The following is a 13812-nucleotide window of genomic DNA, read 5'->3' as shown; positions in this document are numbered from 1 at the left end:
GCACAGATGGAGAATCCGCGTTGGGTGCGGCGTCCCGAGGGGTCCAACTGGGGCGATTTCGGGCCGGACGACAACCTGGGGCGGCTGAACCTGCTCACGCCGGAGAAGGTCCGGGAGGGCGTGGCCGAGGTCGTCGAGGGCGTCACCCACTGCCTGAGCCTGCCGCTGGACCTGCCCGGCGGAACCGCGCTGAACCCCAACCGGTTCCCGCCGGTCCTGCGGCCGAACCGGCGCGCCGGCGAGGTCAACTACAACTTCGAGATGGATCGCATCGACCCCGGGCACACCGATGTGCTCTGCGACGACCTCGCCGTCCTGCACCTGCAGTACTCGACGCAGTGGGACTCGCTGGCGCACGCCGGTTCGATGTTCGACGCAGACGGTGACGGAGTTGCGGAACCGGTGTTCTACAACGGTTTCCGCGCCGCGGAGCACGTCGTCGGTCCGGCCGGGCCCGACGACGCGGGCATGCAGACCCTGCACGGCGCCAGCACGTCGTCGGCCGGGCCGCTCGGGATCGACCACATGGCGCGGAAAGCGGTGCAGGGCCGGGCCGTGCTGATCGACCTGCACGCCCACCTCGGCGGTGAGCGCACCCTCGTCGGCTTCGATGCGCTCGCCGAGATCATGGCCGCCGACGACGTGGTCGTCGAACCAGGCGACATCGTCTGCCTGCACACCGGCTTCGCCGAGAAGGTGCTGTCGATGCAGGGGAATCCCGATCCGGACGTGCTGCACGGGTTCGGCGCCGTCCTCAACGGACGCGACCCGGAGCTGCTGCGCTGGATCACCGAGTCGGGACTGGCCGCGCTGGTGGCCGACAACTACGCGGTGGAGGCGTTCCCCGCCCCGGCGGCGCCGGGCCCCAACGCCGTGCTGCCGCTGCACGAGCACTGCCTGTTCAAGCTCGGCGTGCACCTCGGCGAGCTGTGGCGGCTCACGCCGCTCGCCGGACACCTGCGGGCGAGCGGCCGCAGCCGCTTCCTGCTCACCGCCCCGCCGCTGAACCTGCCGGGCGCGGCCGGTTCGCCGGTCACCCCGGTGGCCACGCTCTGAAACATTTCGCACCGGGAAGGCCCCGGCGCGCTAGGGAAAGCACAGATGACCAAGATCGCCAACTTCTTCACCGAGCTGATGCGCCGGTACCTGCCCGATCCGTTCGTGTTCGCCATCGGGCTGACCTTCCTGACCCTGCTGCTGGCGCTGACGGTGGAGGGCAAGGGCTTCCTCGAGATCACCGAGGCGTGGGGCGACGGGTTCTGGAACCTGCTGTCGTTCACCACCCAGATGGCCGTCATCCTGGCCATGGGGTACGTGCTGGCCAGCGCGCCGGTGACCGACCGGCTGCTCGACGCGGTGGTCGCCCGGGTGCACCAGCCGCGCACGGCCGTCGCGGTCGCCACCCTGATCGGCGCCGTCGGCTCCTACCTGAACTGGGGCTTCGGCCTGGTCATCGGCGGGATCGTGGCGAAGAAGCTGGCGCTGAAGGTGCCCGGCGTGCACTACCCGCTGATCATCGCCGCCGCCTACAGCGGGTTCACCATGTACGGCCTGGGGTTGTCGGCGACGATCCCGCTGACCATCTCCACCAGCGGGCACTCGCTGGAGAGCAAGATGGGCGTCATCGCCCTGGGGCAGACGATCTTCTCGCTGCCGATGCTGCTGACCGCGCTCGCCGTGCTGATCACGCTGCCGGTCCTCAACGCGATGCTGCACCCCAAGCCCGGCCAGCCGGTCAAGGAGATCGACCCGGCGCTGCACACCGAGAGCAAGTCCGCGGCCGTCGAGTCCGCGGACTTCGGCGGCGTCACCGTCGCGTCGCGGCTGAACAACAGCCGCGTCCTGAGCCTGCTGATCGGCGCGCTCGGCATGGTCTACGTGGTCGTCTACTTCGTCAAGGGCGGCGCGGCGGACCTGAACCTGGTGAACTTCTTCATCCTGTTCCTGGGCATCCTGCTGCTGGGCACGCCGCAGGCCTACGTCGCGAAGCTCGGTGAGGGCATCAAGACGATCTCCGGCATCGTCCTGCAGTACCCGTTCTACGCGGGCATCATGGCGATCATGGCCGCCTCCGGGCTGGTGGGCACGATCTCGCAGGTGTTCGTGGACATCTCCACCCCGGAGACTCTCGGGTTCTGGGGCCTGATCAGCTCGTTCGTCATCAACTTCTTCGCGCCCTCCGGCGGCGGCCACTGGGTCATCCAGGGCCCGTTCATGGTCGACGCGGCCAACGCGATCGGCGCGCCGATGCCCGACGTGGCGATGTCGGTCATGCTCGGCAACGCCTGGAACGACCTGGTGCAGCCGTTCTGGATCCTGCCCGCGCTGGCGCTGTCGCGGCTGCGCCTCAAGGACGTCATGGGTTACACGGTGATCATGATGTTCTGGGTCGGCTTGATCTACATCGCCGCGATCCTGCTCTGGGGATTCCTCGGCTGAGCCGTTGTTCGCCGGCCCGGTGCGCCCGCTGTGGTGCCGGGCGCACCGGGTCGCTGTCCGACTAGGAGAGTGAAATGCCTTATTTCATCGAAACATTCGACAAGCCGGACCACCAGCAGGTGCGGCTGGACAACCGCCCCGCGCACCTGGCGTTCCTCGAGGAGCACAAGGAGCTGCTGCTGGCCTGCGGCGCGAAGCTGGCCGACGACGGCGATGCGGCCACCGGCGGCGTCTACCTGCTCGACGTCGAAACCCGGGCGGCGGCCGAGGAGTTCATCGCCGCGGACCCCTTCGCGAAGGCCGGGCTGTTCGCCGACACCAAGATCCTCCGCTGGCGCAAGGCCTACCTCGACGGCAAGGGCTACCTGTAGTCCTCACGAGCCGGGCCGGGCGCGGATGGCGAGGAAGCCGCTCGGTTCGCGGTGCAGGCGGCCGGAGCCGAATGACCGTCCACATCGGACCAGGTCGCCAGGCTCCGGCGGGTCTCGAAGCGGCGCCGCCGGCCGCTGATCGGGTCGGTGAACTCCAGCGCCCGGGCGAGGAGCTGGAGGGGCGCGGTGAAGTCGTCGGCGGCGCGGTCGCGGACGACGGGGTAGAGGTCGTCGCCGAGGATCGGGATGCCGAGGCCGTTGAGGTGCACCCGCAGCTGGTGGGTCCGGCCGGTGCGCGGCAGCAGCCGGTACCGGCCAAGGCCGTCGCGGTGCTCGATCAGCTCGATGCGCGTTTCGCTGTTCGGCTCGCCGTGTTCTTCCTGGGCGGCGAGCACGCCGCGGTGCTTGACGATCCGGCTGCGCACCGTGCGCGGCATCGCCAGCCCGGGATCGAAGCGGGCGACGGCCTCGTACTCCTTGTGCACCAGGCGGTCGTGGAACAGGGTCTGGTAGGCGCCGCGCAGCTCGGGCCTGAGCACGAACATGACCAGCCCCGCGGTCAGGCGGTCCAGCCGGTGCGCCGGGCTGAGCTGCGGCAGGTCCAGGTCGCGCCGCAGCCGCACCAGCGCCGTCTCCACGACGTGCCCGCCGCGCGGCGTGGTGGCCAGGAAGTGCGGCTTGTCCACGACCAGCAGGCCGTCGTCGCGGTGCACGACGTCCAGGGCGAACGGCACCGGCGTCTCGTCGGGCAGGTCGCGGTGGAACCAGACGAACCCGCCCGGCGCGTACGGCGCGTCGGGCGCGAGCGGGCCGTCGACGCCGACGATCCGGCCCTCGCGGAGCATGGCGTCGATGCGTTCCGGGGCGAGCTTCGGTATCCGGTCGACGAGGTGGTCCCGGACGGTGGCCCAGTGGCCGTCGGTGGGCAGTCGCAACCGGACAGGGTCCAGGCCGTGCCGCTGGGGCAGCGGCGATCTGAGCTTGCGTCGCATCGCCCCGCCAGCCTAACCGGCGGTCACAGCCGGAGCTTGTAGCCCACGTGCGAGGCCTCGAACCCGAGCCGGTCGTAGAAGCGGTGCGCACCGGAGCGCTGCCTGTCCGTGGTCAGCTGGACCAGGGCGCAGCCGCGTCGGCGGGACTCGGCGATGGCCCAGTCGAACATCACGCGCCCGAGGCCGCGGCTGCGGTGCCGCTCGTGGACGCGGACCGCTTCGATCTGCGCGCGCAGCGCGCCCCGCCGGGCCAGCCCGGGGATGAACGTCAGCTGCATGGTCGCCACGACCTCGCCGCCCGGCGTCGCGGCCACCAGCAGCAGCTGCGCGGGATCGGCCTCGATCGCCTCGAAAGCCCGCTGGTAGGGGGTCAGGTCGGCGGCGGACTCCCGGGTCGAGCCGAGCTGGTCGGCGGCCAGCAATCCGACGATCGGCCCGAGATCATCGCCGGTCGCCCGGCGCAGCAGGTACGTCCCGGACCCGGTGGACAGCTCGACCGGCACGCTCAACTGATCCTCCACTGTGGACTCGGCAGTTGGATTCACCCCACCTGACCCTAACTCGGCGGCGTGGGGGAGCGCGAAAACCGGCGGCGCGCGCCGGCGGGTCTTGGCATGATCGTCGGGGACGCCGGAGGAAGGACGGGTATGCCCGAGGTCGCGACGGATCGGCGGCCGGTGGCGGCGCGGTTGGCGGTGGCCACGCTGTTCCTGGTCAACGGGGCGAGCTTCGCCAGCGTCGTGCCCCGCTACCCGGAGCTCAAGGACGCCCTGGCCCTGTCCAACGCCGCGCTGGGCACGGCGATCGCGGCGCTGCCGCTGGGCTCGCTGGTCGCCGGCCTGCTGGCCGGGCCGATCCTGGCCCGCTGGCGGTCGGCGGTCGTCGCGGTCGGCTGCTCGGTGCTGCTGGCGGCGGATCTCGTGCTGATCGGGTTCGTGGGGCACTGGTGGCAGCTGGCGGCGGCGTTCTTCCTCGCGGGTGCGATGGACGCGATCGTGGACGTGGCGATGAACGCGCACGGGCTGCGGGTGCAGCGGCGCTACGGGCGGTCGATCGTCAACTCCTTCCACGGGATGTGGAGCGTCGGCGCGATCATCGGCGGCGCGGCGGGCTCGCTGGCCGCCGGGGCGGCCCTGCCGCTGCCCGCGCACCTGACGGCGGCCGCCGTCGTCCTGGCCGCCGCTGCGGTCGTCTGCGCCCGGTTCCTGCTGCCCGGCCGGGATGACGCCGAGCGCACGGGCGGGCACCGGGGGAGACCGCGCTTCAAGCTGCTGCTCGCGTTGCTGGCGCTGGGCGCGCTGTGCGCCGCGGCGGCGCTGGTCGAGGACACCGCGGCGTCCTGGGGCGCGGTGTACCTGCGTGATTCGCTGGATGCCGCGCCGGTTCTCGCGGGCATGGCGTTCGTCGCGCTGCAAGCGGCGCAGACGGTCGGCCGGCTCTCCGGTGATCGCCTGGTGGACCGGTTCGGCAACCGGGCGGTCGCGCGCATCGGCGGCATCGCGGTGCTCGTCGGCGTCGGCTCGGCGCTCGTGTGGCCGTCGGTCCCGAGCACGCTGGCCGGATTCGCGCTGGCCGGCTGGGGCGTCGCCACGATCATCCCGGCCGGGTTCCACGCGGCCGACGAGCTCCCCGGACTGCCGGGCGGAACCGGGATCGCGGTCGTCGGCTGGGTCTACCGGCTGGGCATCCTGGCCGGTCCGCCGGTCGTCGGGCTGCTCGCGGACGCGGTCAGCCTGCGCCTCGGCCTGGTGGTCGTCCCGTTCGCGGGGGTGCTGATCGTGCTGCTGGCGTCGCGCCTGCCGCGCCGGCGCCCTAGCGCGGGCTGACCGGTGGCATGGTGAACTTGCCCGCCAGCACTTCTGGGCCCGGGACGTAAGACCGGGCGAACAGGATGAAGTTCTTCCCGTTCGAAGGGCTCGGTAGCCAGTTCGCGGTCTGCTGCGCGGGTTCGGTGGCTTGCACTGCGATATCGATGGTTCCGTCGGGATTGGTGACCAGCCCCCGGGTCTGGCTGCTGATGACGTAGCGGTCGATGGGGTTCGGCGTGGGGAACTGGCCGTTGTCGCGAACCTCGTACAGGGTGATCGACCAGAAGGCATTCGACGGGATGCCGCCGGGCGGGAGGCGCAGAACGTAGTTCTGCGTGCCGCGCAGCGGCGCGCCGGCGGCGTCGGTGAAGGTTATCCAGTAGTTGGCCTCTTCCCTGGACATTCCGAGCGTGCCGCCGCCGGTCGCGAGCGCGAACGCGCGCAGGTCGTGATCCTTCTGCTCGGTGGTGCCGAGGAGGTTCCCGGGCGAGCTGTAGTCGGTCCAGCCCGTTGCGCGGCCGGCCTTCTCGAGCCGTTCGAAGTAGCGGCCCAGGCTGGGGAATTCCGTCGTCCACGCTGCTTTCGCCGCTGCCGGCAAGCCGTCCCAGCCGCATCCGGATCCGCAGATGCCGACCTCGCGGAACCGGTCGACGAGCCCAGCCTCCTCGGCGGGTGGTGGATCGAGGGCCATCATCTGGTTGACGACGTCGACGTAGCTCTTCGGATCACCTTCGACGGGCCGGATCCGCTTCGGTCCGGGTCGGGGCGCCGGTTGCGCCGGGGTGAACCGGAATCCGTCCTGCACGGCGTTCGTCGCGGCCTGATCGGCGGGGCCGTCGGTCTGGATCCGCAGGTTGACGTACACGTCGTTGGTCGATGCGCGCACCAATGTCGCGTCCGCAGGCGCCTGCCCCTGCCAGTCCGGCCCGACGACGAAGTACTTCTGCGCCTGCGTCCCCGTCGTGCGTTCGCCGGCGTAGAAGAAGGTGTTGGAGTAGAAGTCGATCAGGGTCAGCACGTAGAAGCGGTCCCCCGTGTCCGGGGTGTCGAGGTGGACCGGGCCTTGTGCGAGATCCAGCCAGGCGGTCGAGTACAGCACGTCTTCGCTCGGCCCGTTCGCCCAGGTGTCGTCGGGACCGGGAAGCGACCGGGAGTGCGCGAAGGCGTTCAGGGTCGTGGCGGTTCTGCTGCCGGGTGTTTCGAGCGCGTTCCACCGATGCCGCGCCAGTTCGTACAGCGGGAATGCGTATGCGTAGGCTTCTTCGACGGTGGTTCCGAGATCGGGTGACGCCGGATCGGTCCCGGCGCAGCCCGAAGCGACCAGTGCGGAGCAGATGGCGGCAGCCGAGATGACGCGTCCGGTCCGCCGTTCCCGGCTTCGGTGAAGTGCCATTCGTCGTTCCTTCCTGCGGCCCCGCTACCAGGACCGGTCGCCGCGCAGGACCGCGTCGGCGCCGCCGTCGACGAACACCACCTGGCCGGTGATGTGGGAGTTCTCGGGGGAGGTGAGCCAAGCGAGCAGCGGCGCGATCTGCTCGGGCCGGGCGTGGCCGTGCAGTGGCATGGGGACGCTGCCGTCGATGGCCCGGCGACCGGCTTCGGTGTCGAGCATGTCCTGGATCATCGGCGTGACGATGGTGCCGGGAGCGATGGCGTTGAGCGGTATTCCCGCGCCCGCCCATTCCGGTGTGATCGCGGTTCGGCGCACCCATCGCGCGATCGCGGCCTTCGAGGACGCATATACCTGCGCGCCGTCGCCGCGCTCCACCGCGGCGCGGGCGGCAGCCACTGCGGCGTCCTCGTCGCCGGCGAGTGCGGCGTCGACGATGCCGGGATCGGTCGGGTGCAGCGACGCGACCGACGAGATCACGACCGCGCGAGGATCGGTGCCGCGGGCGAGGAGCGGGCGCAGGCCTTCGAGGGCGGCGACCGCGCCGAAGTGGTTGACGCTGATCGTCAGCGGGTCGAACAGCGCGATGCCGGCGCACGCGATCACGCCGTCGAGTCGACCACCGGTCATGTCGTGGGCTCGGTCGACCAGCGTGGCCCGCCCCGCTTCGGTGGCGAGGTCGGCGGTGATGTCGGCGTCGCGCAGGTCGGCGCCGATCACCCGAGAGCCCTGTTCGCGTAGATGTGCGCTGGTCGCAGCGCCGATTCCGGAGGCGCTGCCGGTGACGAGGAAGGTGCGGGGCATGCTTCTGCCCTTTCGTGGCGATCAAGCAGGAGGTGCGCATCTGTGACAGGTCGCCAGCCTGTGCCACGATGCTAGTGTGTGTCAAGACACACCCAGGAGGAGAAGTGACCGAACCGGAGTCGTCCTTGCTGGATCGGCGGCGGCTGGCCACGAAGCTGGACATCGCGGCCGGCGCGGCCCGCCTGTTCCTCGAGCGCGGGTTCGAAGCGACCTCGGTGGAGGACATCGCGCGTGCCGCCGGAATCTCGGTGCGAACCTTCTACCGGCATTGCGATGCCAAGGAGGACGCGCTCACCCCGATCGTGGTCGCCGGTATCCGCGACTTCGTCGGCTACCTGGCGGACAGGCCCGCGGAAGAACCGGTGAAGACGTCCGTGCATGCGGCGTTCGTAGAGGCGTTCCGCCGGGATCGTTACGCTCACGTGGTCCCCACGAGGGACCTCTTCGTCGTCCTGACCTCGGTGCCGGGAATTCGCGCGCGGTGGATGGTCGCGGCCCATGAGCTCACCGACGAGTTGCGTCCCGTCCTCGGCGAACGCGCCGGGCTCGACCCGCAGGGCCTCGAAGCCAGGTTGCTGTCGCACACGCTGATCGGTGCCCTGACGGTCGCACTGGAATACTGGGCCACCTCCGAACCCGAACCCGCTGAACGGGGCGACGTCACCGACCTGGCCGCGGCGGCGCTGTCGGTGATCCGGTTCGAGCGCCTGTGACCGCTACGGCCTTCAGAGCGGACCCCGGTCGCGGAATTCCTCGTGCGCGACGGTCCAGGCGCGGGCCTGGTCGCTGATCGTCACGCCGAGCCCGGGGCGGCTGGAGATGTGCATCCGGCCGCCGGAGATCTCGAGGTGCTCGTCGAACAGCGGGTCCAGCCACTCGAAGTGCTCGACCCACGGCTCGCGGGCGTACGCCGCGGCGAGGTGGACGTGGATCTCCATCGCGAAGTGCGGCGCGAGCTGGAGGTTCCGGTCGTCGGCCAGCGTCATCACCTTGAGGAACTGCGTGATGCCGCCGACGCGCGGGGCATCCGGTTGCACGATGTCGGCGCCGCCGGCGTGGATGAGCTCGCGGTGCTCGGCCGCGCTGGTCAGCATCTCGCCGGTGGCGATCGAGGTGTCGAAGTTCGCGGCCAGCACCGCGTGCCCCTCGAAGTCGTAGGCGTCCAGCGGCTCTTCGATCCACACCAGGTTCAGCGGCTCCAGGGCGCGGCACATGCGGCGCGCGGTGGGCCGGTCCCACTGCTGGTTGGCGTCGACCATCAGCGCGACGTCCGCGCCGATCTCCTCCCGCACCGCGGTCGCGCGGGCGAGGTCGGTGGCGTTGTCGGGATGCCCGACCTTGATCTTGATGCCGCCGATGCCGTTGGCCACCGATTCCGCGGCGCGGTCGAGGACCTCCTCGATCGGCGCGTGCAGGAAGCCGCCGGAGGTGTTGTAGCAGCGCACCGAATCCCGGTGGGAGCCGAGGAGTTTCGCCAGCGGCAGCCCCGCTCGCTTGGCCTTGAGGTCCCACAACGCCACGTCGAAGGCGGCGATCGCCTGGACCGACAGGCCGCTGCGGCCGACGGAGGCGCCCGCCCAGACGAGCTTGTCCCAGATCTTGGCGATGTCGCTGGGGTCTTCGCCGAGCAGCACCGGGGCGATCTCGCGGGCGTGCGCGTACTGGCCGGGGCCGCCGGCCCGCTTGGAGTAGCTGAAGCCGACGCCCTCCAGCCCGCCCGCGGTGGTGATCTCGGCGAACAGCATCGCCACCTCGGTCATCGGCTGCTGCCGCCCGGTCAGCACCTTCGCGTCGCTGATGGGGGTGGGTAGCGGCAGCGTCACGGAGGAGATCTTGACTCCGGTGATCCGGTCCAGCGTGGCGGATTCGGTCGTGGTCATGGGTCTTCCTTCTCCGTTCCGGCGGTTTCGCGGATCACCCCGCGGTGACCAGGACATTAGGTTCGCGCACCGATGCCGGTCCAACACCGATTCGACATCGATCAATACCCGGTCCGCATTGGACACTCGGCGGCCCGGCCCCACCCCGGCTCGCGCGGCGGCGACGCCCGGCGATGCGCGCAAGGTATCGGTCGATGCCGAAATAGCCATGGACACGCATTTTTCGCGCTCTTAGGCTGCGCAGCGTTCCTCACCGTGACGGCACTCACACCGAGCGCGCGGCCCAGCGGACCGAAGGAGAAGGCATTGACCCAGGTGATGTCGAAGGCGCCAGTCCGAGGGGCGGTGTCCGTGCTCGCCGCGGCTCTTTCCCTGTCGCTCGCCGCGTGCGGCGGGAACCTCTCCAGCGGTGGCGGCGGGAAGTTCCCGAGCGGGCCGGTCACCATGACGATCGGCCAGGCCCCGGGCGGCAGCACCGACCTGATCGGCCGCGCGCTGGCCCAGGGCGCGGCCGACGACCTCGGCGTCCCGATGCCCGTGGTCAACACGCCCGGCGCCAACGGCGCCCTGGCCGCCGGGGAACTCGCCGGGAAGCAGCCGGACGGTCAGCACATCATGGTCATCAACGCCTCGCTGACCGCGATCACGCCGCTGGCGGCCGCGCCGCAGGAAGCCGTCGCGATCGACGATTTCGAGGTGGTCACCGGGATTTCGCAGGACGACTACGTGCTGGTCGCCAACGCGGCCTCCGGCCTGAAGTCGGTGCGGGGCCTCGTCGACGCGCACCGGAACCTCAAGTTCGGCACCACCGGCGTCGGCACCGGCAGCCAGCTCTCCCAGGAACTGCTGTTCAAGCAGGCGGGGATCGCCGGCACCGCGGTCCCGTTCGACGGCGGATCGCCCGCTATGACCGCCGTGCTCGGCGACCAGGTGGACGTCGCCTCCGTCCAGCTCGGCGAGGCGATCGGCCAGATCCGGGCGGGCGAGCTGGTCCCGCTGGTCACCTTCGCCGCGCAGCGCAACCAGTACCTCCCGGACACCCCGACGGCCGTGGAAGAGGGTTACGACGTACGGGTTTCGCAGTTCCGCGCGGTCGTCGCCCCGAAGGGCACGCCCCGGGAGGTCGTGGACCGGCTGCGCCAGGCGTTCCGGACGACGTTCGCCACCGAGCGGTACCGGAAGTTCAACGAGGACAACCTGCTCACCCCGCACGAGGTCGACGGCGCGCAGGTCGCGCAGGAGTGGACCGGCTCGCTGGAGAGCTACCGAACCCTTATCCAGCGCTACGGCATCGACCTCGGCGGGCCGAAGTGAGCGATGCCCGGCGCGACGGTCAACCGGCCGGCGCGGCCGCGAACCTGGTGGTGGCGCTGGTGATCGCCGGCATCGGCGGCAGCGGGATGGCCGGTTCGTGGGCGCTGGGCCTGGGCAGTGCGGCCGCGCCGTCCGCCGGAACCTGGCCGTTCCTGGTCAGCGCCGCGATCGCGGCGCTCGGCGTGGTGCTCGCGCTGCTGGCGCGGCGCACGAACGACGCCGAAGGGCTGTCGTCGTCCGGCCTGCCGGTGCTCGGCGCGGTGGCCGGCATGGCCGGGTTCGCCGCCCTGGTCGGCGTGATCGGGTTCGAGATCCCGGGCGCGCTGCTGGTCTTCGCGTGGCTGCGCTTCCTCGGCCGCGAGTCGTGGCGGCTGTCCGTCCTCGGCGCCGTCGGCATCGTGGCGGTCTTCTACCTGATCTTCGTCGGCGCCCTGAACGTGCCGATTCCCCACCTGTTCTAGGAGCGGCGATGGATCTGACTCCGGTGCTCGACGGGTTCGGCGTCGTCCTCGAACCCACCAACCTGCTCTACTGCCTGATCGGCGTCGTGATCGGGATGCTGGTCGGGGTGCTGCCCGGTCTCGGCCCGGCCGCGACGATCGCGATCCTGCTGCCGCTGACCTTCGACGTCGAACCGGTGACGGCGATCATCATGCTGGCCGGCATCTTCTACGGCGCCCAGTACGGCGGCACCATCACGTCGGTGCTGCTGCGGCTGCCCGGCGAGGCGTCCTCCGTGGTCACCGTCTTCGACGGCCACGCCCTGGCCCGGCAGGGCAAGGCCGGCACCGCGCTCGGGATCGCGGCGATCGGGTCGTTCGTCGGCGGCACCGCCTCGATCGTCGTGCTTTCGGTGCTGGCACCCCTGATCGCCGGGTTCGCGCTCGACTTCGGGCCGCCCGAGTACACCGCCCTCGCCCTGCTCGGCATCCTGCTGGTCGCCACCGTGAGCAGCGGCGGCCGGTTGAAGGCGGTCGTGGCCGCCTGCATCGGGCTGCTGCTGGCGGTGGTCGGCCGGGACGCGTTCACCGGCGCCGAGCGGTTCACCTTCGGCTTGCTGCCGCTGTCGGACGGGCTCGACTTCGTCCCCATCGCGATGGGCCTCTTCGGGCTCGGCGAGATCCTCCACGGCCTGGAGGAACGGCGGCAGGGCGCGGCGGCGGTCACCCGGGTGGCCAACGCGTGGCCGTCCCGCGTGGATCTCCGGCGCTCGGCGGGGGCGATCGGCCGGGGCTCGGTGCTCGGGTTCGTGCTGGGAGTGCTCCCGGGCGGCGGCGCCACGCTCTCCTCGCTCGCGGCGTACGCGCTGGAGAAGCGCTGGTCGAAGACGCCGGAGCGGTTCGGCAGCGGCGCGGTCGAGGGCGTGGCCGCGCCGGAGACGGCGAACAACGCGGCCGCGACGTCGTCGTTCATCCCGCTGCTGACGCTGGGCATCCCGGCGAACGCGACGATGGCGATGATCTTCGGCGCCCTGCTGATCCAGGGCGTGACCCCTGGGCCCCAGCTCGTGGACGAGCGGCCGGAACTGTTCTGGGGCGTGGTGAACTCGATGTACGTCGGGAACATCCTGCTGCTGGTCATGAGCATCCCGCTGGTCGGGCTGTTCGTGCAGATCCTCCGCGTGCGCGCCACCGTCCTCGCCCCGATCACCGTGCTGATCACGCTGGTGGGCGCGTACACCGTCCGCAACAGCGTCTTCGACATCGGGCTGGTGATCGCCTTCGGCGCCCTCGGCTACTTGATGAAGAAGTTCGGCTTCGAGCCCGGGCCGCTGGTGCTGGCCTTCGTGCTCGGCGCGCTGCTCGAAACCTCGCTGCGCCGGTCGCTGCTGCTCTTCGACGGAGACCCGGCCGGCTTCGTCACGAGGCCGATCTCCGCCATCCTGTTCGCGCTGCTGCTCCTGGTCGTCCTGCTTCCGCTGCTGCAGAAGCTGATCCGGTCCCGGCGCCGACCACGACAGCCGTCCGATGCAGACGCATGAGGAGCGGGCGGCGGACCCCGGTCACAGCAGGTCGAGCAGTGCGTGCAGGGCTGGGTTGTCGTTCGTTCGGCGCCAAACAAGGTGCAGTTCAACGGGATTCGGTTCGGGGAGCCCAACTTCGCGGAACGTCACGCCTTCGAAGTGCAGCCGGGCCGCGGTGCCGGCACCAAGGCGGTGCCGAGGCCGACCTGGACCAGCGCCAGGGCCGTGTGGATCTGGCTGACGTGCTGCACGTAGGTCGGCTGCACGTCGGCGTTGCCGAAGGTGGTGACGAGCAGTTCGTGGAAGTACCGGGCCTCGGTCGGGGAGTACATCACCATGTCGGTGCCGTGGAATTCGGCGAGCTCCAGGGGTTTCGCGCCGTCGGCGAGCGGATGCCCGGCGGGCAGGGCCGCCAGCAGCGGTTCCGCGCGGAACCGGCGCGACTCCAGCTCGGGCCGCGCGGCGGGCGGGCGGGCCAGCCCGAGATCCAGGGAACCGCCGGACAGGCGGTCGATCTGGTCGCGGGTGACCAGCTCGTGCAGCACGACGTCCACCTGCGGCAGGTGTTCGCGAACGGTCGCCAGCAAGCCGCCCAGCACCCCGTACGCCGAGGTCGCGGTGAAGCCGATCCGGATGATGCCCGCCTGGCCCGAGGTCACCCGCCGCACCGACAACGAGGCGTTCTCGGCCTCGTGCAGCAGGCGTCGCGCGTCCTGCAGGAAGGCGCGCCCGGCCGGCGTCAGCCGCACCGTGCGGCTGGTGCGGTCGAACAGCTGGACCTTGAGCTCCTTCTCCAGTTGCTGGATCTGCCGCGTCAGCGGCGGCTGGGTCATGCGCAGGCGCTGCGCGGC

General features: G+C 70.9%; 14 protein-coding genes. 8 read left to right on the top strand and 6 right to left on the bottom strand.

Going from position 1 to position 13812, the window contains the following annotated elements; translation table 11 throughout:
- The first annotated feature begins 6 nt into the window (after window positions 1–6).
- From AB0H93_RS19320 to AB0H93_RS19310, 3 genes are all read left to right on the top strand, one after another.
- Window positions 7–1056 carry a cyclase family protein gene (locus AB0H93_RS19320; RefSeq protein WP_358574202.1) on the top strand — a complete coding sequence of 350 codons (1050 nt, stop codon included), beginning with the start codon at window positions 7–9 and terminating at the stop codon, window positions 1054–1056.
- Window positions 1057–1101: 45 nt separating this feature from the next.
- A complete protein-coding gene (locus tag AB0H93_RS19315; protein WP_358574201.1) occupies window positions 1102–2439 on the top strand; it encodes a TIGR00366 family protein in 1338 nt (445 codons plus the stop codon).
- Between the two features lie 74 nt (window positions 2440–2513).
- Complete coding sequence (locus tag AB0H93_RS19310; protein WP_358574200.1) at window positions 2514–2810, top strand: YciI family protein; 297 nt, start codon at window positions 2514–2516, stop codon at window positions 2808–2810.
- Here AB0H93_RS19310 and AB0H93_RS19305 read toward each other — a convergent pair.
- Complete coding sequence (locus AB0H93_RS19305; RefSeq protein ID WP_358574198.1) at window positions 2801–3802, bottom strand: pseudouridine synthase; 1002 nt, start codon at window positions 3800–3802, stop codon at window positions 2801–2803. The two genes, AB0H93_RS19310 and AB0H93_RS19305, sit on opposite strands and share 10 nt — an antisense overlap.
- A 23-nt stretch (window positions 3803–3825) precedes the next feature.
- Window positions 3826–4293, bottom strand: coding sequence for a GNAT family N-acetyltransferase (locus AB0H93_RS19300; RefSeq protein WP_358574354.1), 468 nt, complete (start codon window positions 4291–4293; stop codon window positions 3826–3828).
- A 156-nt stretch (window positions 4294–4449) separates the two neighbouring features.
- Between AB0H93_RS19300 and AB0H93_RS19295 the strand changes: the two genes are divergently transcribed.
- Window positions 4450–5628 carry an MFS transporter gene (locus AB0H93_RS19295; RefSeq protein ID WP_358574197.1) on the top strand — a complete coding sequence of 393 codons (1179 nt, stop codon included), beginning with the start codon at window positions 4450–4452 and terminating at the stop codon, window positions 5626–5628.
- On the opposite strand, the gene AB0H93_RS19290 is transcribed toward AB0H93_RS19295, so the two are convergent.
- Window positions 5615–7003, bottom strand: coding sequence for a DUF1254 domain-containing protein (locus tag AB0H93_RS19290; protein ID WP_358574196.1), 1389 nt, complete (start codon window positions 7001–7003; stop codon window positions 5615–5617). The genes AB0H93_RS19295 and AB0H93_RS19290 overlap by 14 nt on opposite strands.
- Window positions 7004–7027: 24 nt before the next feature.
- On the bottom strand, window positions 7028–7804 hold the full coding sequence (locus AB0H93_RS19285) for an SDR family oxidoreductase (protein WP_358574195.1): 777 nt from the start codon (window positions 7802–7804) through the stop codon (window positions 7028–7030).
- A 104-nt stretch (window positions 7805–7908) separates the two neighbouring features.
- On the opposite strand from AB0H93_RS19285, the gene AB0H93_RS19280 reads away from it, so the two are divergent.
- On the top strand, window positions 7909–8517 hold the full coding sequence (locus AB0H93_RS19280; protein WP_358574193.1) for a TetR family transcriptional regulator: 609 nt from the start codon (window positions 7909–7911) through the stop codon (window positions 8515–8517).
- 12 nt (window positions 8518–8529) lie between these two features.
- Here the strand turns inward: AB0H93_RS19280 and AB0H93_RS19275 are convergent, their stop codons facing one another.
- Window positions 8530–9684 (bottom strand): mandelate racemase/muconate lactonizing enzyme family protein, encoded by a 1155-nt coding sequence (locus tag AB0H93_RS19275; protein ID WP_358574191.1) that lies wholly within the window; start codon window positions 9682–9684, stop codon window positions 8530–8532.
- 315 nt (window positions 9685–9999) lie between these two features.
- Here AB0H93_RS19275 and AB0H93_RS19270 point away from each other — a divergent pair, with 315 nt between their 5' ends.
- From AB0H93_RS19270 to AB0H93_RS19260, 3 genes are read left to right on the top strand one after another with little or no spacing between them, the layout of a single operon-like run.
- Window positions 10000–10998 (top strand): tripartite tricarboxylate transporter substrate binding protein, encoded by a 999-nt coding sequence (locus tag AB0H93_RS19270; protein ID WP_358574352.1) that lies wholly within the window; start codon window positions 10000–10002, stop codon window positions 10996–10998.
- On the top strand, window positions 10995–11459 hold the full coding sequence (locus AB0H93_RS19265) for a tripartite tricarboxylate transporter TctB family protein (RefSeq protein ID WP_358574189.1): 465 nt from the start codon (window positions 10995–10997) through the stop codon (window positions 11457–11459). The genes AB0H93_RS19270 and AB0H93_RS19265 overlap by 4 nt, the downstream gene beginning before the upstream one ends.
- An 8-nt stretch (window positions 11460–11467) precedes the next feature.
- The gene (locus AB0H93_RS19260; protein WP_358574187.1) at window positions 11468–12979 is read left to right on the top strand and encodes a tripartite tricarboxylate transporter permease; all 1512 of its coding nucleotides are present in this window, start codon (window positions 11468–11470) and stop codon (window positions 12977–12979) included.
- Between the two features lie 128 nt (window positions 12980–13107).
- On the opposite strand, the gene AB0H93_RS19255 is transcribed toward AB0H93_RS19260, so the two are convergent.
- On the bottom strand, window positions 13108–13794 hold the full coding sequence (locus tag AB0H93_RS19255; RefSeq protein ID WP_358574185.1) for a LysR family transcriptional regulator: 687 nt from the start codon (window positions 13792–13794) through the stop codon (window positions 13108–13110).
- Between the last annotated feature and the right edge of the window lie 18 nt (window positions 13795–13812).

This window comes from Saccharopolyspora sp. NPDC050642, from assembly GCF_040654735.1.
Taxonomy (GTDB): Bacteria; Actinomycetota; Actinomycetes; order Mycobacteriales; family Pseudonocardiaceae; genus Saccharopolyspora; species Saccharopolyspora elongata.
The sequence above is the reverse complement of the archived record's forward strand: the minus strand, read 5'-3'. Positions and strand labels throughout refer to the sequence as shown.

What these genes read in the sequence shown, in the direction of transcription:
- AB0H93_RS19305 (WP_358574198.1), bottom strand. Translation starts at nt 3,802, where the DNA reads ATGCGACGCAAGCTCAGATCGCCGCTGCCCCAGCGGCACGGCCTGGAC.
- AB0H93_RS19295 (WP_358574197.1), top strand. Translation starts at nt 4,450, where the DNA reads ATGCCCGAGGTCGCGACGGATCGGCGGCCGGTGGCGGCGCGGTTGGCG.
- AB0H93_RS19275 (WP_358574191.1), bottom strand. Translation starts at nt 9,684, where the DNA reads ATGACCACGACCGAATCCGCCACGCTGGACCGGATCACCGGAGTCAAG.
- AB0H93_RS19290 (WP_358574196.1), bottom strand. Translation starts at nt 7,003, where the DNA reads ATGGCACTTCACCGAAGCCGGGAACGGCGGACCGGACGCGTCATCTCG.
- AB0H93_RS19260 (WP_358574187.1), top strand. Translation starts at nt 11,468, where the DNA reads ATGGATCTGACTCCGGTGCTCGACGGGTTCGGCGTCGTCCTCGAACCC.
- AB0H93_RS19310 (WP_358574200.1), top strand. Translation starts at nt 2,514, where the DNA reads ATGCCTTATTTCATCGAAACATTCGACAAGCCGGACCACCAGCAGGTG.
- AB0H93_RS19255 (WP_358574185.1), bottom strand. Translation starts at nt 13,794, where the DNA reads ATGACCCAGCCGCCGCTGACGCGGCAGATCCAGCAACTGGAGAAGGAG.
- AB0H93_RS19320 (WP_358574202.1), top strand. Translation starts at nt 7, where the DNA reads ATGGAGAATCCGCGTTGGGTGCGGCGTCCCGAGGGGTCCAACTGGGGC.
- AB0H93_RS19285 (WP_358574195.1), bottom strand. Translation starts at nt 7,804, where the DNA reads ATGCCCCGCACCTTCCTCGTCACCGGCAGCGCCTCCGGAATCGGCGCT.
- AB0H93_RS19315 (WP_358574201.1), top strand. Translation starts at nt 1,102, where the DNA reads ATGACCAAGATCGCCAACTTCTTCACCGAGCTGATGCGCCGGTACCTG.